The organism is Micromonospora musae, assembly GCF_003626635.1.
GTDB lineage: Bacteria > Actinomycetota > Actinomycetes > Mycobacteriales > Micromonosporaceae > Micromonospora > Micromonospora musae.
Genome location: NZ_RAZT01000005.1, coordinates 80,986 through 98,626, shown reverse-complemented (window position 1 = coordinate 98,626; position 17,641 = coordinate 80,986). Strand labels below are relative to the sequence as shown.

At 71.1% G+C, this 17,641-nt stretch carries 15 protein-coding genes; 8 read left to right on the top strand and 7 right to left on the bottom strand.

What is annotated here, in order from left to right:
• Positions 1-80: 80 nt before the first annotated feature.
• Positions 81-941 (bottom strand): bifunctional methylenetetrahydrofolate dehydrogenase/methenyltetrahydrofolate cyclohydrolase, encoded by an 861-nt coding sequence (locus D7044_RS11265; RefSeq protein WP_120688814.1) that lies wholly within the window; start codon positions 939-941, stop codon positions 81-83.
• Between the two features lie 451 nt (positions 942-1,392).
• Between D7044_RS11265 and D7044_RS11260 the strand changes: the two genes are divergently transcribed.
• The 5 genes from D7044_RS11260 (at position 1,393) to D7044_RS11240 (ending at position 7,428) form a co-directional block, all read left to right on the top strand.
• Positions 1,393-2,994, top strand: coding sequence for a peptide ABC transporter substrate-binding protein (locus D7044_RS11260; RefSeq protein ID WP_120679092.1), 1,602 nt, complete (start codon positions 1,393-1,395; stop codon positions 2,992-2,994).
• Positions 2,995-3,188: 194 nt separating this feature from the next.
• On the top strand, positions 3,189-4,127 hold the full coding sequence (locus tag D7044_RS11255; RefSeq protein WP_120679090.1) for an ABC transporter permease: 939 nt from the start codon (positions 3,189-3,191) through the stop codon (positions 4,125-4,127).
• Positions 4,128-4,355: 228 nt separating this feature from the next.
• On the top strand, positions 4,356-5,309 hold the full coding sequence (locus D7044_RS11250; RefSeq protein ID WP_120688813.1) for an ABC transporter permease: 954 nt from the start codon (positions 4,356-4,358) through the stop codon (positions 5,307-5,309).
• A gap of 66 nt (positions 5,310-5,375) precedes the next feature.
• Positions 5,376-6,413, top strand: a complete 1,038-nt coding sequence (locus D7044_RS11245) for an ABC transporter ATP-binding protein (protein WP_120688812.1) — start codon at positions 5,376-5,378, stop codon at positions 6,411-6,413.
• Positions 6,397-7,428 (top strand): ABC transporter ATP-binding protein, encoded by a 1,032-nt coding sequence (locus tag D7044_RS11240; RefSeq protein WP_120679084.1) that lies wholly within the window; start codon positions 6,397-6,399, stop codon positions 7,426-7,428. The genes D7044_RS11245 and D7044_RS11240 overlap by 17 nt, the downstream gene beginning before the upstream one ends.
• Positions 7,429-7,570: 142 nt before the next feature.
• Here D7044_RS11240 and purH read toward each other — a convergent pair whose 3' ends face one another.
• Positions 7,571-9,139 carry a bifunctional phosphoribosylaminoimidazolecarboxamide formyltransferase/IMP cyclohydrolase gene (purH, locus tag D7044_RS11235; RefSeq protein WP_120688811.1) on the bottom strand — a complete coding sequence of 523 codons (1,569 nt, stop codon included), beginning with the start codon at positions 9,137-9,139 and terminating at the stop codon, positions 7,571-7,573.
• Positions 9,136-9,756: a phosphoribosylglycinamide formyltransferase gene (gene purN, locus D7044_RS11230; protein WP_120688810.1), complete on the bottom strand. Its 621-nt coding sequence runs from the start codon at positions 9,754-9,756 to the stop codon at positions 9,136-9,138. The genes purH and purN overlap by 4 nt, the downstream gene beginning before the upstream one ends.
• A 408-nt stretch (positions 9,757-10,164) precedes the next feature.
• Between purN and D7044_RS11225 the strand changes: the two genes are divergently transcribed.
• Complete coding sequence (locus tag D7044_RS11225) at positions 10,165-10,692, top strand: DUF4190 domain-containing protein (protein WP_120679078.1); 528 nt, start codon at positions 10,165-10,167, stop codon at positions 10,690-10,692.
• Between the two features lie 226 nt (positions 10,693-10,918).
• On the opposite strand, the gene D7044_RS11220 is transcribed toward D7044_RS11225, so the two are convergent.
• The 4 genes from D7044_RS11220 to D7044_RS11205 all read right to left on the bottom strand — a co-directional run bounded on the left by D7044_RS11220 (position 10,919) and on the right by D7044_RS11205 (position 15,360).
• Complete coding sequence (locus D7044_RS11220; RefSeq protein ID WP_120688809.1) at positions 10,919-12,199, bottom strand: cell division protein PerM; 1,281 nt, start codon at positions 12,197-12,199, stop codon at positions 10,919-10,921.
• Positions 12,200-12,447: 248 nt separating this feature from the next.
• Positions 12,448-13,335 carry a succinate--CoA ligase subunit alpha gene (gene sucD / locus D7044_RS11215; protein ID WP_120679074.1) on the bottom strand — a complete coding sequence of 296 codons (888 nt, stop codon included), beginning with the start codon at positions 13,333-13,335 and terminating at the stop codon, positions 12,448-12,450.
• Positions 13,336-13,337: 2 nt separating this feature from the next.
• The gene (gene sucC / locus D7044_RS11210) at positions 13,338-14,516 is read right to left on the bottom strand and encodes an ADP-forming succinate--CoA ligase subunit beta (RefSeq protein WP_120679072.1); all 1,179 of its coding nucleotides are present in this window, start codon (positions 14,514-14,516) and stop codon (positions 13,338-13,340) included.
• A 439-nt stretch (positions 14,517-14,955) separates the two neighbouring features.
• Complete coding sequence (locus D7044_RS11205; protein ID WP_120679070.1) at positions 14,956-15,360, bottom strand: cobalamin B12-binding domain-containing protein; 405 nt, start codon at positions 15,358-15,360, stop codon at positions 14,956-14,958.
• 465 nt (positions 15,361-15,825) lie between these two features.
• On the opposite strand from D7044_RS11205, the gene D7044_RS11200 reads away from it, so the two are divergent.
• Together D7044_RS11200 and D7044_RS11195 are read left to right on the top strand one after the other, a co-directional pair.
• Positions 15,826-16,536, top strand: coding sequence for a M23 family metallopeptidase (locus D7044_RS11200; RefSeq protein ID WP_120679068.1), 711 nt, complete (start codon positions 15,826-15,828; stop codon positions 16,534-16,536).
• Between the two features lie 264 nt (positions 16,537-16,800).
• The gene (locus D7044_RS11195; RefSeq protein ID WP_120688808.1) at positions 16,801-17,565 is read left to right on the top strand and encodes a M23 family metallopeptidase; all 765 of its coding nucleotides are present in this window, start codon (positions 16,801-16,803) and stop codon (positions 17,563-17,565) included.
• Positions 17,566-17,641 lie beyond the last annotated feature (76 nt).

Sequence of the window (17,641 nt, the reverse complement as noted above, 5' to 3'; positions counted from 1 at the left end):
GGGCGGACGGTTATGACCCCGTTGGGGGCAGCGGGGGCTCCGCCACCCGGAATCCGTTGCCGGGGGCCGCTTCCCGGCTGTCAGCCCTGCTCGGCGCGCTCGACCACGTTGGTGAGCAGCATGGCCCGCGTCATCGGCCCGACCCCGCCCGGCATCGGGACCAGCGCGCCGGCCACCTCCACCACGCCGGAGTCGACGTCGCCGGTGTAGCGGCCCTTGCCGTCCGGACCGACCACCCGGGTGATGCCGACGTCGACCACCACCGCGCCCGGGCTGATCATGTCGGCGGTGAGCAGGCCGGGTACGCCGGCCGCCACGATGACGATGTCTGCGGCCCGGGTGTGCGAGGCCAGGTCCAGGGTGCCGGTGTGGCACAGCGTCACGGTCGCGTTCTCGCTGCGGCGGGTCAGCAGCAGGCCGAGTGGGCGGCCGACGGTGTTCCCGCGACCGACCACCACGACCTTCGCGCCGCTGAGCCCCACGTCGTACCGGCGGAGCAGTTCGACGATGCCGCGCGGCGTGCAGGGCAGCGGCCCCGGGTAGCCGAGCACCAGCCGACCGAGGTTGACCGGGTGCAGGCCGTCGGCGTCCTTCGCCGGGTCGATCAGCTCCAGCACCCGCTGGGTGTCGAGGTGGCCCGGGAGCGGCAGCTGGACGATGTAACCGTGGCAGGCCGGGTCGGCGTTCAACTCGGCGAGCACCTGCTCGACCTGCTCCTGGGTGGCGTCGGCCGGCAGCTCACGCCGGATGGAGGCGATGCCCACCTCGGCGCAGTCGCGGTGCTTGCCGTTGACGTACGCCTGCGATCCGGGGTCGGCGCCGACGAGCACCGTGCCCAGCCCCGGGGTGATGCCCCGTTCGGCCAGAGCCTTGACCCGCGTACGCAGCTCGTCCTTGATCTCCGCCGCAGTCGCCTTGCCGTCCAGAAGCGTCGCCGTCACGAGCAGATCGTCTCACGGCCGGCACGCCCCGGTTGCGACGACCCGATGACCGCCGCCACCGGCGGTCTGCCTCCGGTTCGCCCATTGGTAACGGTGCGTGACATGAATTAGGTCACTCTTCGTGTCGATTATGGTCTGCGTCACAACCCGTCGGGACGGTTAGTTTCTTTGGGCAACAATCTGGACACGTACTCCAAGATTCGCCCATCCGGGTAGGAACCGAGACCTCATCAGCCTTGATCCAGACGAAAAAACGCTCGTCAGAGCCGAATCGACCGGGGTGCCTCTAACAGCATGGGCACCCCGGAGCAGAAGCCGGCCAGCCGCTCCGTTACCAGGTTGTGATCAAGTCGTTGCCGAAGTCGCGTTAACGGCCTACCGTTGCCGCTCGTTGCGCAGCGTCACCCAGCGTCGGGCTCGACTGCGCAGTGTGAGGAGATGAGGAGGCTTCATGCGAGTTCGTAGGCTCGCCGCCTGGACCGCCCTCCCGCTTGCGGTGACGCTGGGCCTCGCGGCCTGCGGCAGCGGCGGCGACGGTGGCTCCGGCGGCAGTGGCTCCGACACGGTCAGCATTCAGATCGCCGAGCCGCAGCACCTGGTTCCGACCAACACCACCGAGACGTCCGGCTCCCAGGTCGTCTCCGGCCTGTTCAGCCCGCTCGTCGACTACGACGCCCAGAACAAGCCCGTCGAGGTCGCGGCCGAGTCGGTCACGTCGACCGACAACAAGGCCTGGACGATCAAGCTCAAGGACGGCTTCACCTTCCACAACGGTGAGAAGGTCACGTCCGACGACTACATCAACGCCTGGAACTACGGCGCCTACGCGCCGAACGGCCAGGGCGGCAGCTACTTCTTCGAGAAGATCGCCGGCTACGAGGACCTCCAGGGCGAGCACCCGAAGGCCAAGACCATGTCCGGCCTGAAGAAGCTGGACGACCTGACCTTCCAGGTGACCCTGTCGGCGCCGTACATCGACTTCAAGACGATGCTCGGCTACAACGCGTTCTACCCGCTGCCGGACGCCGCGTTCTCCGCGCCCGGTGTGCTGAAGAGCGACTACGAGCAGGCGCCGATCGGCCAGGGCCCCTTCAAGATGAAGGGCACCTGGCAGCACGACAGCAAGATCGAGGTCGAGCGCTACGACGCGTACCCGCTCGACAAGCCGAAGGCGAAGAACATCGAGTTCCGGATCTACCAGCAGCTCACCGCCGCGTACGCGGACCTGCTGGCGGACAACCTGGACGTGCTCCCGACGATCCCCACGGAGAGCCTGAGCACCGCGCAGACCGACCTCGGCGACCGGTACCAGACCAGCCCGATGTCGTCGTTCCAGTTCCTGGCGTTCCCGACGTTCGACAAGGACTTCCAGAACCCGGACGTGCGCAAGGCCATCTCGATGGCGATCGACCGCGACGAGATCACGAAGTCGATCTTCAAGAACTCGCAGCAGCCGGCCCGTTCGTTCGTCTCGCCGGTGCTCCCGGGCTACCGGGACAACACCGCGGGTGCGGCCGGTGAGTTCAACCCGACCGAGGCCAAGCGGCTGTACCAGGCCGCCGGCGGCCCCGCGAAGATCACCATCTCCTACAACGGGGACGGCGGTCACAAGGACTGGGTCGACGCCACGGCCAACCAGCTCAAGGCCAACCTGGGCGTCGAGGTCGTCGGCTCCGCCGAGCCGAAGTTCGCCGACCTGCTGAACAAGGTCGAGAAGAAGCAGCCGGTGGGCATGTTCCGGCTGGGCTGGGTCATGGACTACCCGTCCATGGAGGACTACCTCGGCCCGCTGTACAGCACCAACGGCTCGTCGAACTACTACGGCTACAGCAACAAGGAGTTCGACCGCCTGGTCAAGGAGGGCTCCGCGGCGCCCACCCAGGAAGAGGCGATCAAGAAGTACCAGCAGGCCGAGGACATCCTGGCCAAGGACATGCCGGTGATCCCGCTCCGCTTCGGCGAGAACGTGTTCGGGCACTCGTCCAAGGTCAAGAGCGTCGAGATGGACCTGTTCCAGCGCGTCAACCTGCTGAAGGTCGAGGCGGCCAGCTGAGCTGACCGCGGCGCGGGCCACCCGGGGAAGCCCGGGTGGCCCGGGCACATCCGAACCGGCCCGGTCGCTCGGCGTCCGGGCCGGTTCCGGCGCCGGCCCCGGTCGGGGCCGAGGACCGGGTCGCAGGTGTTTCCGGTTCGACCAGAGATGTCGTCTCGCGACCCTTTCGCCTTTTTCCGGAGAGACTGGAAAGTATGTTCCGCTACATCCTGCGGCGCCTCCTACAGATGGTCCTGGCCTTCTTCGGGACCACGCTGATCGTCTACGCGCTGATGTTCGCCGGCCAGGGCGACCCGATCCAGGCACTCGCCGGCGAGCGACCGGTGACGGCCGCTCAGCGGGCATACCTGACGGAGAAGTACCACCTCGACGCGACCGGCGTCGGAGGCTTCTTCTACCGCTACTTCGACTACATCAGGAGCCTGCTCCAGGGCGACCTGGGCCAGTCGCTGACCGGCCGGAAGATCGGTGAGATCCTCCAGCAGGCGTGGCCGGTCACCGTGAAGCTCGCCCTCATCGCGCTCGCGGTCGCCGTGATCTTCGGCGTCACGGCCGGCGTGATCGCCGGCATCCGCCGCGCCGGCATCTTCGACAACTCCACGCTGGTGCTGACGCTGCTGGTGCTCGGCATCCCGACCATCGTGCTGGCTCCCCTCGCCCAGTTCTTCCTGGGCGTCAAGTGGCAGCTCTTCCCGCCCACCGCCGGCGCGGAGCCCGACTTCTACGCGCTGCTGCTGCCCGGCATCGTGCTCGGCTCGCTCTCACTGGCCACCGCGCTGCGGCTGACCCGCACGTCGGTGGCGGAGAACCTGCGCTCCGACTACGTCCGCACCGCGCGATCGAAGGGCCTGCTGAAGCGGCGCATCGTCAGCGTCCACGTGCTGCGCAACTCGCTGATCCCGGTGGTCACCTTCCTCGGTGTCGAGCTGGGCAACCTGATGAGCGGCGCGATCATCACGGAGGGCGTGTTCAACATCCCCGGCGTGGGCTTCAACCTCTTCCGCGGCATCCGCACCGAGGACGGCCCCCTCGTGGTGGGCATCGTCAGCGTGCTCGTCGTGGTCTACCTGGTCTCGAACCTGGTGGTGGACGTCCTGTACGCCGTACTCGACCCGAGGATCCGCTATGAGTGAGCGCAGCGAGCGAATCATCAGCGCAGTGTTCCCCGCCTCGGCGCGCCCCGGAGCGCAGCGAGGGGGTGCGCCGAGTGAGCGCAGCGAGCGAATCATCAGCGCAGTGTCCCGCGGCTCGGCGCGCCCCGTAGCGCAGCGAGGGGGTGCGCCGAGTGAGTGCGGCGGACGAATGATCAACGCAGCGTGCTTGGGCGCTCATGCCGGCACAGAGCGGAGCGAGGTGCAGGCATGAGTGACTTCGAAACGGTGGCCGCCACCGAGAACCAGGCCGCCCGGCGTGGTCCCTCGGGTGAGCCCGGCACGCCCAACCAGGTCGGCCCGAACAAGCCGCGCAGCCTGGCCGGGGACGCGTGGCGCGACCTGCGCCGCAAGCCGATCTTCTGGATCGCGCTGCTTCTGGTCGTGATCGTCACGCTGATGGCGATCTTCCCGAGCCTCTTCACCGGCAGCGATCCGAAGGACTGTGCGCTCGACCGGCAGAACCAGGGCCCGTCCGGCGGGGCCATCTTCGGGTTCGGGTTCCAGGGCTGCGACACGTACGCCCGGGCGGTCTACGGGACCCGGGCGTCGCTGCTCGTCGGCGCGCTCTCCGCGCTGATCACCGGCGTCATCGCGCTCGCGGTCGGGCTGCTCGCCGGCTACTTCGGCGGCTGGGCCGACGCGGTGCTCTCCCGGGTGATCGACATCGTGCTCGGCATCCCGCTGCTGCTCGCCGCGATCGTCCTGCTCAAGCGGATCGGCACGGACAACCCGAACTTCCGGCTCGGCGCGGTCGTGCTGGTGCTGGCAGTCCTCGGCTGGACCACCGCCGCCCGGGTGGTCCGCTCCTCGGTGATCACCGCGAAGGAGCAGGACTACGTGGCGGCGGCCCGGATGCTCGGCGCCGGCCACCTCCGGATCATGCTGCGGCACATCCTGCCGAACGCGCTCGCTCCCGCCATCGTGGTGCTGACCATCGCGCTCGGCTCGTTCATCGCCGCTGAGGCGACCCTCTCGTTCCTCGGCATCGGCCTCAGCCAGGAGACCATCTCCTGGGGCCAGGACATCGACACCGGCCGGGTTCACATGCGGGAGTCGTCCACGCCGCTGCTCGTCCCCTCGACCTTCCTCGCGCTGACCGTGCTCGCCTTCATCATGCTCGGCGACGCGATCCGTGACGCCTTCGACCCGAAGCTGCGGTGAGTCGATGCCAACGCGAGCAGTGAGCGAAGCGAGCCCCGCAGTCGCGAGCGGAAAGGCAGACCAGTCATGACCGACGCCGTCGTCCAACCCACACCCGCCTCCGCGACGCCGGAGGGTGGCCACCTGCTCGAGGTCCGGGACCTGCACGTCGAGTTCCGCACCAACGAGGGCGTGGCCAAGGTGATCAACGGGGTGTCGTACCACCTCGACGCCGGAGAGACGCTCGCCGTGCTCGGCGAATCCGGCTCCGGCAAGTCGGTGACCGCCCAGGCGATCATGGGCATCCTGGACACCCCACCCGCGCACGTCCGCTCCGGCCAGATCCTCTACCAGGGACGCGACCTGCTCTCCCAGTCGGAGGAGCAGCGCCGGCAGGTGCGCGGCAAGGAGATCGCGATGATCTTCCAGGACGCGCTCTCCGCGCTGAACCCGGTCTTCCCGGTCGGCTGGCAGATCGCCGAGACGCTGCGCAAGCGCGAGGGGATGTCCCGCGCCGACGCCCGCAAGCGGGCCATCGAGCTGATGGACCTGGTGAAGATCCCGGCCGCCGAGCGGCGGATCGGCGACTACCCGCACCAGTTCTCCGGCGGTATGCGGCAGCGCGTCATGATTGCGATGGCGCTGGCGCTCAACCCGAAGGTGCTGATCGCCGACGAGCCGACCACCGCGCTCGACGTCACCGTGCAGGCCCAGATCATGGACCTCCTCGCCGACCTGCGCCGGGAACTCGGCATGGCGATGATCCTGATCACCCACGACCTGGGTGTGGTCGCCGGCGTGGCGGACCGGATCGCGGTCATGTACGCCGGTCGCATCGTCGAGCACGCCGACGTCCGCTCGCTCTACCGGGCGCCGGCGCACCCGTACACCAAGGGGTTGCTGGAGTCGATCCCGCGCCTGGACGTCAAGGGCCAGGAGCTCGCGACGATCAAGGGACTGCCACCGAACCTGATGCGGATCCCGTCCGGCTGCCCGTTCCACCCGCGGTGCCCGTACGTGCAGCAGGTCTGCGTGGACGTGGTGCCGCACAGCCTGGTCCTCGGCGACGGCCGGACCAGCGAATGTCACTTCGCGCAGGAGGTGCTCGATGACAGCGCCCGCTAGCCCCACCAAGGTCCGCGGCGAGACCATCCTCTCGGTTGACAACCTGATGAAGCACTTCCCGATCACGCAGGGCGTGCTGTTCAAGAAGCACGTCGGCGCGGTCAAGGCCGTCGACGGGGTCAGCTTCGAGCTGCGCCGGGGCGAGACCCTCGGCATCGTCGGCGAGTCCGGCTGCGGCAAGTCGACGCTGGCCCGGATGCTGATGCGGCTGGAGACGCCGACCTCGGGCAGCGCCACCCTGGAGGGGCGGGACCTGTTCAAGTCCTCCGGCGGCGAACTGCGCCGGCTGCGGCGGAACATGCAGATGGTGATGCAGGACCCGTACACCTCGCTGAACCCGCGGATGACGGTCGGCGACATCATCGGCGAGCCGTTCGAGATCCACTCGGACGCCGCGCCGAAGGGCAGCCGCCGCAAGCGCGTCCAGGAGCTGCTGGACCTGGTCGGGCTCAACCCGGAGCACATCAACCGGTACCCGCACCAGTTCTCCGGTGGTCAGCGGCAGCGCATCGGGATCGCCCGGGCGCTCGCCCTGCGTCCAGAGATCATCGTCTGCGACGAGCCGGTGTCGGCGCTGGACGTCTCCATCCAGGCCCAGGTGATCAACCTGCTGGAACAGCTCCAGGACGAGCTGGGGCTCTCGTACATCTTCATCGCGCACGACCTGTCCGTGGTGCGGCACATCGCGGACCGGGTCGGCGTCATGTACCTCGGCAAGATCGTGGAGATCGGCACCGAGGACGAGATCTACGAGCGGGCCACCCACCCGTACACCCAGGCGCTGCTCTCCGCCGTGCCGGTGCCGGACCCGGAGGTACGCCACGAGCGGAACATCATCCGGCTGACCGGTGACGTCCCCTCGCCGGCCGACCCGCCGTCGGGCTGCCGCTTCCGCACCCGGTGCTGGAAGGCGCAGGACATCTGCGCCCGGGAGGAGCCGCTCACCATCGCGCGGGCCGCCGACCCGCACCCCTCGGCCTGCCACTTCGCCGAGGTGCGCCCCACGGCCGCCTGACCCGCCCGACGTTCGCGCCCCGCGTGCCACGCCCTGCCGAGACAGGGTTCGTGGCCCGCGGGGCGCGTCGTATGCGGAGAGGCCCACCGGCCGAGCACGACCGGACCACCCGAAGGCACGGGCGGCCCGGTCGGGCGAGGAGTCAGTGGAAGAAGTGGCGGGTGCCGGTCAGGTACATGGTCACGCCGGCCTCCTTGGCGGCCGCGATGACCTCCTCGTCACGGATGGAGCCACCGGGCTGCACGATGGCCCGGACGCCGGCCTCGAGAAGGATCTTCGGACCGTCGGCGAACGGGAAGAACGCGTCCGAGGCGCAGACCGAACCACTCGCCCGGTCGGCGCCGGCCCGCCGGACGGCGAGCTGCGCCGAGTCGACCCGGTTCACCTGGCCCATGCCGACCCCGACGGTCGCCCCGTCCTTGGCCAGCAGGATCGCGTTGCTCTTCACCGCCCGGACCGCCCGCCAGGCGAAGGCGAGATCGCGCAGCGTCGCCTCGTCGGCCGGTTCGCCGGTCGCGAGCCGCCAGCTCGCCGGGTCGTCGCCGTCCGCGTCGATCCGGTCCGCCAGCTGCACCAGCACGCCACCGCTGACCTGCCGCCACTCCGCCGGCGGCGGGTTCCAGGCCGGGGCGCGCAGCAGTCGGAGGTTCTTCTTCGCCTGGAGGACCTCGACCGCGCCGGCCTCGAACTCCGGCGCCACCAGCACCTCGGTGAAGATGTCGGCCACCTGCCGGGCCAGCTCGACCGAGACCGGCCGGTTGACCGCGATCACGCCGCCGTACGCGGAGACCGGGTCACAGGCGTGCGCCTTGCGGTGCGCGTCGGCGACGTCCGTGCCGACCGCGATGCCGCACGGGTTGGCGTGCTTGATGATCGCGACCGCCGGCTGGTCGGTGAAGTCGTTCGCGGCCCGCCACGCGGCGTCCGCGTCGACGTAGTTGTTGTAGGACATCTCCTTGCCGTGCAGCTGCTCGGCCTGGGCCAGCCCCGCCGGCGCGTCCGGGTCGGTGTAGAGCGCCGCCGCCTGGTGCGGGTTCTCGCCGTAGCGCAGTGCCCGGTCGGAGCGCAGCGCCAACCCGGCGAAGGCCGGCCACTCCGGCTCCCCACCCAGCTGCACCGCGCACCAGTTCGCCACCGCCACGTCGTACACGGCGATGTCGGCGAACGCCCGGGCGGCCAGGGCCCGGCGCTGCGTCAGGGTGAAGCCCCCGGCGTCGAGGGCGGCGCGCAGGGCCGAGTACCCCGACGGGTCGGTCACCACCGCGACCGAGGCGTGGTTCTTCGCCGCCGCACGCACCATCGCCGGGCCACCGATGTCGATCTGCTCCACGCACTCGTCCAGGCTCGCGCCGGAGGCGACCGTCGCCTGGAACGGGTAGAGGTTGCTCACCAGCAGGTCGAACGCGGCCACCCCCAGCTCGTCCAGCTGGTCGACGTGCGACTGCTTGCGCAGGTCCGCCAGGAGGCCGGCGTGCACCTTCGGGTGCAGCGTCTTGACCCGACCGTCGAGGACCTCGGGGAACCCGGTGACCGTCTCCACCGCGGTGACCGGCACCCCGGCTCCCGCGATCGTCGCCGCCGTGCTTCCGGTCGACACGATCTCCACGCCGGCCGCGTGCAGCGCCTGGGCCAGCTCGACCAGGCCGGTCTTGTCGTAGACGCTGACCAGCGCCCGCCTGATCGGGCGGCGCTCGTCCTGAGTGGAGCTCACGGGATCGTGACCTTTCTTCCGATGATCGTCCAGCCGTTCCGTACCAGGCGGCCGACCTGCTCGACGAGCTGGCGCCGCTCGGCCGACTTGATGCGCTCGGTGAGCGTCTCCTCGTCGTCGTCGTCGAGCACCGGCACGGCCACCTGCGCGACGATCGGGCCGGTGTCCGTCCCGGCGTCGACGAAGAAGAGCGTGGCACCGCTGATCTTCACGCCGTAGGCGAGGGCGTCGCGCGGGCCGTGGATGCCCGGGAATGCCGGCAGCAGCGTGTTGTGCGTGTTCAGGTAGCGGTCGCCGAAGGCCGCGAGGAAGTTCGGCCCGACCAGCTTCAGGAACCCGGCGGAGATGACCAGGTCGGGGCGGTGCTCGGCGACCTGCGCGGTGAGCGCCCGGTCCCACTCCTCCCGGGTGTCGTACGCCTTGAGCGGCACCACGAAGGTCGGCAGCCCGGCCGCCACGGCGTGGTCCAGCCCACCGATCCCGTCACGGTCTGCGCCGACCGCGACCACCTGCGCGCCGTACGCCGGGTCGGCGGCCGCGTCGAGCAGCGCGTGGAGGTTGCTCCCGGATCCGGAGACGAGAACGACGATGCGGGCGGCGGGCACGGGCTCGGGCACCCGGCAACCCTATCGGGCAGGTCAGAGTGATCGGCGTCTGGGCGGCGCGCCGCCCACCCGGGCGGCGTTCAGGCGGTACGCTGCCGCTCGCCCCGGGTCGGCGCGTCTTTCCGCCACGCGTCCCGCGTCGCCGACCCGCCGCGTCGACGACAGGAGGTCGCCCACCGCCGTGAACATCCCCGACGCCGGCTGACCGCCACCCCACGGCCCGACGCGACGGCCGTTCCCGCGGCGGAACGACCTCCCGACGGGGTGACCGGCCCGCTGGTCGCACCCTCGACCGCCGCCGCAGGTGAACCCGGATCACCGGCATCACGTGTTGGGGGTGGTGCGTGCCCGGGACATCGGCGCGATCATGAGTAGCAACACCGACACGAACCGACGGACACAGCCAAGGAGCCTCGTCGAATGCAGCCCGGTTACCCCGGTCAGGACCCCCACGGCCAGCAGCCCAACCAGGATCCGACCGCCCAGCCGCACGATCCGTACAGCCCGCCGCCGGCCGCTCCCTACGGGCAGCAGCCCACCCCCGGCCAGCCGTACGGCCAGCCGCAGAACCCCCAGAACCCGCAGCCCCCGTACGGCCAGCCGTACCAGGACCCCTACGGCCAGCAGCAGCCGTACGGCGGGGCGCCGACGTACCCGAACGCCGGCTACCCGCAGCCGTCGGGCCAGAACAACACGCTCGGCCTGGTGTCGATGATCCTCGGCATCGCGGCCATCCCGCTGGTGTGCTGCTTCTACCTCGGCATCCCCGTCGGCATCGCCGGCATCATCACCGGTTACCTGGCCAAGCAGAAGGCCGACCAGGGGCAGGCGAGCAACGGCGGGCAGGCGAAGGCCGGTCTGATCTGCGGTGCCGTCGCTGTGGTCCTGGGCATCCTGGTGATCATCCTCGGCGTCATCGCGAACGTGAGCCTGCCGACCGAGCCCTGACCGGCGGCTGAGCGAAGGGGGCGTTCCGCGTGCGGCGGAACGCCCCCTCGTCGTTCACGCCGCGACCCGCCGACGCCCCGGCCAGGCCCGCGACGTGACCGAACCGCGGCGTCATGGATCCGGATGAGGGCCGCGCCACGTCGGCGTGGGTGACCGCTGCTCTCCTCCGGGCGGCTGCACTCGGTGCTGCCGCTGACCGGGGCGACGCCCCGCCGGGCGCGGCCGGTCAGCGGGCGGCGGGGCGGGTGAGGACGCGCGTCGCGGCGGCGCCGAGCAGCGCGCTCGCCGCGACCACCGCGGTGGTCACCGCCCCCACCTGCCAGGCGACCGGACCCATCTCCGCGAGCCGGCCGCCACCGAGCGGCCCGCCGGAGAGCGCCGCCGCCACGCCGAGCAGGACGCCGGCCACCGGACCGGCGATCGCCGCCGGCCCGAGCAGCGAACCCCACCCGGACGGCGTGCGGTCCTCGGCCGCGAGCCGGAGCACGCGGCGGGCGAGCAGCCAACCGGCGGCCATCCCGGCCAGCACCGGCACCGCGAGCAGGCCGGCGCCGAGCCCGTCCATCGGGCCGCGCGGCAGCCCGGCGAGCAGAGGCACCGCCGGCAGCGCGCCCACGGAGACCTCGCTGGTGCGTACGGCGGTGTCGGCGCCGACCGCGAACCCGGGGCCGAGCAGGTAACTGGTCGACCAGATCATGGCGTTGGGCGCGTACGCGAGGCTGACCAGGATGATCCCCGCCTGACCGGCGACTCCGGTCCGGTAGGCCCCGATCATGTCGGCCGCGTCGCCGCCACCTGTCGCCACCGCCAGCCCGGCCGCGCCGGCCCCTGCGGCGAGCAGCAGCAGCCCGGCGACCAGGCCCGTGCGGACCCCGTCGCGCAGCACCGCCGGAGCGCGTTCGGCGAAGAGCCGGGCGACCCCGGTGATCCGCACGGCGCCGACCAGCGCGGCGAGCGTGCCCAGCAGGGCGAAGCTCACCCCCGCGCGAAGCGGTGCGGCGGCTCCGCCGGTGAGCAGGGCGGCGAGGACGCCGAGCAGCGCGTAGCCGGCGCCGACCGCGCCGGCCGAGACGAGCGCCTGGCGCGGCGACCGACCGCCGCGGGCACCGGTCGCGCGGCTGACATGGACACCCGCGCGGGCCAGCCGCCAGACCACCAGGGCGGTGAGCGCCAGCGGGGCGAGCCCGATCGGCCCGGCGTCCGTTCGCAGCGGCACGCCGTGCCCGAGCAGCCAGCCGGTCAGCCCGGCCCGGAGGGCGCCGGTCGGCGAGCCGGCGTCCTCGGTGAGTTGCGCCAGGCCCAGCACGACCGCGACCGGCAGGTACGAGGTGAGCGCGGCCCCGACGGCGGCCACCGCGGCGGCCACCGCCAGCGGTGCCCGGGTTCGGGGCGACCCGTCGGAGCGCGGTGCCGGCACCCGCCTGCCGGCGGCACGGTCGGCCGGCCGTTCGTCGGCAGCGGCGACCGCACCGGAACGGCGTGTCTGCTCAGGGGTGTCGGAGGACATCGGGGTCTACTCTGGCACGTCGCGTCCCCGACGGCAGTCCGATACCGCCCCGGTGTGGTTCGCGAGTCTCCGGCCGCGCCGACGCTCGGGCACCGGGTCGAGGGCGGGTGTGTCGGCCGGCCGGGCGGGCCGCCTCGGTGGCTGGGCCGCCGGGCGCTCGGGAGCACGCCGCCGGTGCCGATCGGTGCCGTCCGGAGACGGCTGAGGGGGCCGACCGTTCCGGTCGACCCCCTCACCAGGTGCTCCGCTCAGTTGGCGGACATGATCTCCCGCATCAGGCGGGCGGTCTCGGTCGGCGTCTTGCCGACCTTGACGCCGACCGCCTCCAGGGCCGCCTTCTTCGCGTCGGCGGTGCCGGCGGAGCCGGAGATGATCGCGCCCGCGTGGCCCATGGTCTTGCCGGGCGGGGCGGTGAAGCCGGCGATGTAGCCGACCACCGGCTTGGTCACGTTGGCCTTGATGAACTCGGCGGCCCGCTCCTCGGCGTCGCCACCGATCTCACCGATCATCACGATCGCGTCGGTCTCCGGGTCGGCCTCGAAGGCGGCGAGGGCGTCGATGTGGGTGGTGCCGATGATCGGGTCACCACCGATGCCCACGCAGGTCGAGAAGCCGATGTCGCGCAGCTCGTACATCATCTGGTAGGTCAGCGTGCCGCTCTTGCTGACCAGGCCGATGCGGCCGGAGCCGGTGATGTCGGCCGGGATGATGCCGGCGTTGGAGGCGCCCGGGGAGGCGATGCCGGGGCAGTTCGGCCCGATGATCCGGGTCCGCTCGCCCTTCGCCACGTTGTACGCCCAGAACGCGGCGGTGTCGTGCACCGGCACGCCCTCGGTGATCACCACGGCGAGCTCGATCCCGGCGTCGATCGCCTCGATCACCGCGCCCTTGGTGAACTGCGGCGGAACGAAGATCACCGTGACGTCCGCGCCGGTCTCCTTCATCGCGTCCGCGACGGAGGCGAAGACCGGAAGGGCGGTGCCGTCGAAGTCGACGGACTGGCCCGCCTTGCGCGGGTTCACGCCACCGACGACGTTGGTGCCGGCCGCGAGCATCCGCTTGGTGTGCTTGGAACCCTCGGAACCGGTCATCCCCTGCACGATGACCTTCGAGTCCTTGGTCAGCCAGATTGCCATGATCAGACTCCCGCAGCGGCCAGCTCGGCGGCCCGCTCGGCCGCGCCATCCATGGTGTCGACCCGCTCGATCAGCGGGTTGTTCGCGTCGTCGAGGATCGCCCGACCGGCCTCGGCGTTGTTGCCGTCGAGCCGGACGACGAGCGGCTTGGTGACCTTCTCACCACGCTGCTCGAGGAGGGCGAGCGCCTGCACGATGCCGTTGGCGACCGCGTCGCAGGCGGTGATGCCACCGAAGACGTTGACGAAGACGCTCTTCACCGACGGGTCGGAGAGGACGATCTCCAGGCCGTTCGCCATCACCGCGGCGCTCGCGCCGCCGCCGATGTCGAGGAAGTTGGCCGGCTTGACGCCGCCGTGCCGCTCCCCGGCGTACGCGACCACGTCGAGGGTCGACATGACCAGACCCGCGCCGTTGCCGATGATGCCGACCTCGCCGTCGAGCTTGACGTAGTTGAGGTCCTTCTCCTTGGCGGCCTGCTCCAGCGGGTCCACCGCGGCCTGGTCGACCAGCCCCTCGTGGTCGGGGTGCCGGAACCCGGCGTTCTCGTCCAGGCTGATCTTGGCGTCGAGCAGCAGCAGCTTGCCCTCGCCGGTCTTGGCCAGCGGGTTCACCTCGACCAGGGTGGCGTCCTCGGCGACGAACGCCTGCCACAGGCCGACCGCGACCTCGACGACCTGGTCGGCGACCTCGGCCGGGAAGCCGGCGGCGGCGACGATCTCGCGGGCCTTCGCCTCGTCCACACCCTTGACGGCGTCGATCGGGGCCTTGACGACCTTGTCCGGGGTCTCGGCGGCGACCTGCTCGATGTCCATGCCGCCGGCCACGCTGGCGATGCAGAGGAAGGTGCGGTTCGCCCGGTCGAGCAGGTAGGAGAAGTAGTACTCCTCGGCCACGTCCGCGGTCACGGTGATCATGACCTTGTGGACGGTGTGCCCCTTGATGTCCATGCCGAGGATGTCGGTGGCGCGGGCCACCGTCTCCTCCGCGCCCTCGGCCAGCTTCACGCCGCCGGCCTTACCCCGGCCGCCGACCTTCACCTGCGCCTTGACGACCACCCGGCCGCCGAGGCGCTCGGCGATCGCGCGGGCCTCCTCCGGGGTAGTGGCGACGCCGCCGGCGAGCACGGGCAAACCGTGCCGCTCGAACAGGTCCCGCCCCTGGTACTCGTACAGGTCCACGATTGCGCGTCCCGTCCCGTCTCCGCGGCGCGCCGTCGCGCCGCCACCAGCGTTCAGAAAACAGTTTGACGCCTGCCATCAGTTGAAACAGGCCATTGGGCGCAGCCTAGCGAGGTGGGCACCGGCGGCAACCGAGCGGGTGCGCGGTGTGCGGTAATGCACAACCGCGCCGCGGCGGTGCCTCTCGCCGCGTATTCAGTCGTCCGGGCGATGTTGCCGGGAGTGCGTAACCCCTCCGTCGGGGCGTCGTTGAGTCAGGTGTCGGAGCGCTGATCAGCGCGATGACGGGAGACGGCCGATGCCCTGTCGGTCGAGGGGTGGCGGCGGGGCATCGTGCATAGAGGGGCCGGACGTGTGAGGGGTGCGTCCGGCCCCTCCCCCGTCTCCGGAAACTGCCGACCCCGGCGCTCGCGGCCCTCGCGGGCTGCCGCCGGCGAGGTCAGCTGACGGGCTGGGCGACGTTCTGTCGCACCCATTCCACGATCGACGTGGTGGTCGCGCCCGGCGTGAAGATCTTGGCGACGCCCAGTCGCTCCAGCTCGGGGATGTCGCCGTCGGGGATGATGCCGCCCCCGAAGACCACGATGTCGCCGGCGTCGCGCTCGGCGAGCAGCTCGAGCACCCGGCGGAAGAGAGTCATGTGCGCGCCGGAGAGCACGGAGAGCCCGACCGCGTCGGCGTCCTCCTGGATTGCCGTCTCGACGATCTGCTCGGGGGTCTGGTGCAGGCCGGTGTAGATGACCTCCATACCCGCGTCCCGCAGGGCCCGGGCGACCACCTTCGCGCCTCGGTCGTGGCCGTCCAGACCTGGCTTTGCGACGACGACCCGAATACGAGAGCTCATCAGCGCACACCTTTCACCGGCTCCGCGGCCATTCACCTGAACGAACGGTAACCCGGGCGCGGGGGGTCCGGAAATCCGGGCCGGAGTCCTCGGTGGGGCGGGGTGGACGGGGCACGGGCGAGGACTCCTTGGTCACCGGGCCCGAGCAGGGTGCCGGTCGGGCGGCGGCACGGTCGGCCGGTTGTCGTCAAGCCGGACGACTCCGCCGTACCGGTCACGCTCGGCGACGAACGGACAGTTATCGGCTCGTCGAACAGCGACGCAAGGGGGCGCAATACCGGACGCAAGCGGACAGATTGACGCGCCGATTCGGCGCTTTGGCTTGTGACTCGTGTGGCGGTTGGCTAACGTGTCCACGGTTGTCATCGAGTCCATGGACGGGTGACGACGCAGCCGGCGGACGTTCACCTGAGCGTCACCGAATGTCCAGCGGCTGCTTCGGTACCCCGACAACGGAGGGTGTGCGTGCGCCAGCGCCTGTCGTCTGAGCCCGATAGATATCGCGGCCGCCGCCGCGTACCCACCCCACCTCGGAGCCGCTACGCCGCCGTCGTCACCACCGCCTTCGTCGGCGCCGGTGTCGTCGCGCTCGGCGCGAGCGCCCTGCCCGACGCCAAGGACATCAACCAGGCGGCCCTGGACGAGGTCCGCCAGGCCGCGGTGACCAGTCAGGACGCGGCGGCCCGTGCCGAATCCGCCGACGTCGCCTCCCGCGGCAACGACCGGCAGGAAGCCTCCGCCGAGTCCGACGTCTGGCTCCTCCCCTTCCAGGGCTACGACCTCGAGTCGTCCTACGGGGAGCGCTGGGGCAAGCTGCACACCGGCGTCGACCTGGTCGCGCCCGAGGGCACCCCGTACGTCGCGATCCACGACGGCACGGTCACCAAGGCCGGCTGGTTCGGTGGCTACGGCAACGCGGTGATCGTCAAGCACTCCGACGGCAGCGAGGCGATCTACGGCCACTCCTCCGCCCTGAACGTGCGGGAGGGCCAGCAGGTCAAGGCCGGCGACCAGCTCGGGTTGATCGGCATGACGGGCCACGCCTACGGCTCGCACCTGCATCTCGAGCTCCATGTCAAGGGCGAGCCGATCGACCCGAAGCCGTTCCTCAAGGAACGCGGAGTGGACATCGAGCTACAAGTCGAGGCTTACTACAACGACGTAGCCGCTTCCTGACGCTGCGTATCGACCGTTGACCGCCCGGATCGGCTGATCCGGGCGGTTTCTTTTCACCGGAAGTAACCTGGCTCACACGTCGGAGTGTGACCGGCGACACCGGAACCCATGATCACTTAGCGGGTCAGACCGCCCGGACCAGGACGTATCCGGGCAGGGTGGGGCGGGACGACGGGCGGTGCGGTCCGCCCCGTCGGTCGACACCGCGCCGCAGGTCACCAGGATCGGTCGGGTCCCAGCCCCTCGACACCCGAAGGTCCACCCGTGCAGGAAGACAGCACCACCCAGAACGAGCAGCCCACCGAGGCGGACGTCGTCCAGCACCGGCGGCCGGCCGGTCGGGTCCGGCTGCTCGTGGTCGGGGCGGTCGCCCTGGTCGGCCTCGGCGTGGCCGGCGCCGCGATCGTCACGACCGGGGACGACCCCACTCCGGCCCCGGTCTCGCTCGACGCCCAGGCCCGCTCCGAGGCCGCCGCCCGCGCCGACCGCTCCGTGCGCTCCTCCAGCGTCCCGGTCCCGCCGTCGGCGAGCCCCGCACCGAGCGCCACGACGGTCAGCCCGTCGCCCTCGACCAAGCCCGCCACCACGAAGGCGAAGCCGAAGCCGAAGAAGACCGCGAAGCCGAAGCCCGCCTGGGTCATCCCGATGAAGGGCGCGACGATCACCTCGTGCTTCGGTCCCCGTTGGGGCACCCAGCACCAGGGCATCGACTTCGCCATGCCCGCCGGCACCCCGATCCACGCCGCCTTCGGCGGCACCGTGGTCAAGGCGGGAGACGCCGGCGACGGGTACGGCAACTCGGTCTTCATCGACCACGGCAACGGCTACCTGACCCACTACGCGCACCAGAGCCGGCTCGTCGTCAGCGTCGGCGACAAGGTCACCGCCGGCCAGGTCATCGGCTACGAGGGCGCGACCGGCGACGCGACCGGCCCGCACCTGCACTTCGAGGTACACCAGGGTCAGATGTGGAACCAGATCGACCCGGCGCCCTTCCTGCGCGCTCGGGGCATCGACGTGAACTGCTGAGAACACGGCGGCGCGGAGCCCGGTCCGGCGAGTAGGCCGGGCCGGGCTTCCGGCCTGTTTCGTCAGCCCGTGGTCG

What these genes read in the sequence shown, in the direction of transcription:
- D7044_RS11260 (WP_120679092.1), top strand. Translation starts at nt 1,393, where the DNA reads ATGCGAGTTCGTAGGCTCGCCGCCTGGACCGCCCTCCCGCTTGCGGTG.
- D7044_RS11255 (WP_120679090.1), top strand. Translation starts at nt 3,189, where the DNA reads ATGTTCCGCTACATCCTGCGGCGCCTCCTACAGATGGTCCTGGCCTTC.
- D7044_RS11250 (WP_120688813.1), top strand. Translation starts at nt 4,356, where the DNA reads ATGAGTGACTTCGAAACGGTGGCCGCCACCGAGAACCAGGCCGCCCGG.
- D7044_RS11245 (WP_120688812.1), top strand. Translation starts at nt 5,376, where the DNA reads ATGACCGACGCCGTCGTCCAACCCACACCCGCCTCCGCGACGCCGGAG.
- D7044_RS11240 (WP_120679084.1), top strand. Translation starts at nt 6,397, where the DNA reads ATGACAGCGCCCGCTAGCCCCACCAAGGTCCGCGGCGAGACCATCCTC.
- D7044_RS11225 (WP_120679078.1), top strand. Translation starts at nt 10,165, where the DNA reads ATGCAGCCCGGTTACCCCGGTCAGGACCCCCACGGCCAGCAGCCCAAC.
- D7044_RS11220 (WP_120688809.1), bottom strand. Translation starts at nt 12,199, where the DNA reads ATGTCCTCCGACACCCCTGAGCAGACACGCCGTTCCGGTGCGGTCGCC.
- sucD (WP_120679074.1), bottom strand. Translation starts at nt 13,335, where the DNA reads ATGGCAATCTGGCTGACCAAGGACTCGAAGGTCATCGTGCAGGGGATG.
- D7044_RS11205 (WP_120679070.1), bottom strand. Translation starts at nt 15,360, where the DNA reads ATGAGCTCTCGTATTCGGGTCGTCGTCGCAAAGCCAGGTCTGGACGGC.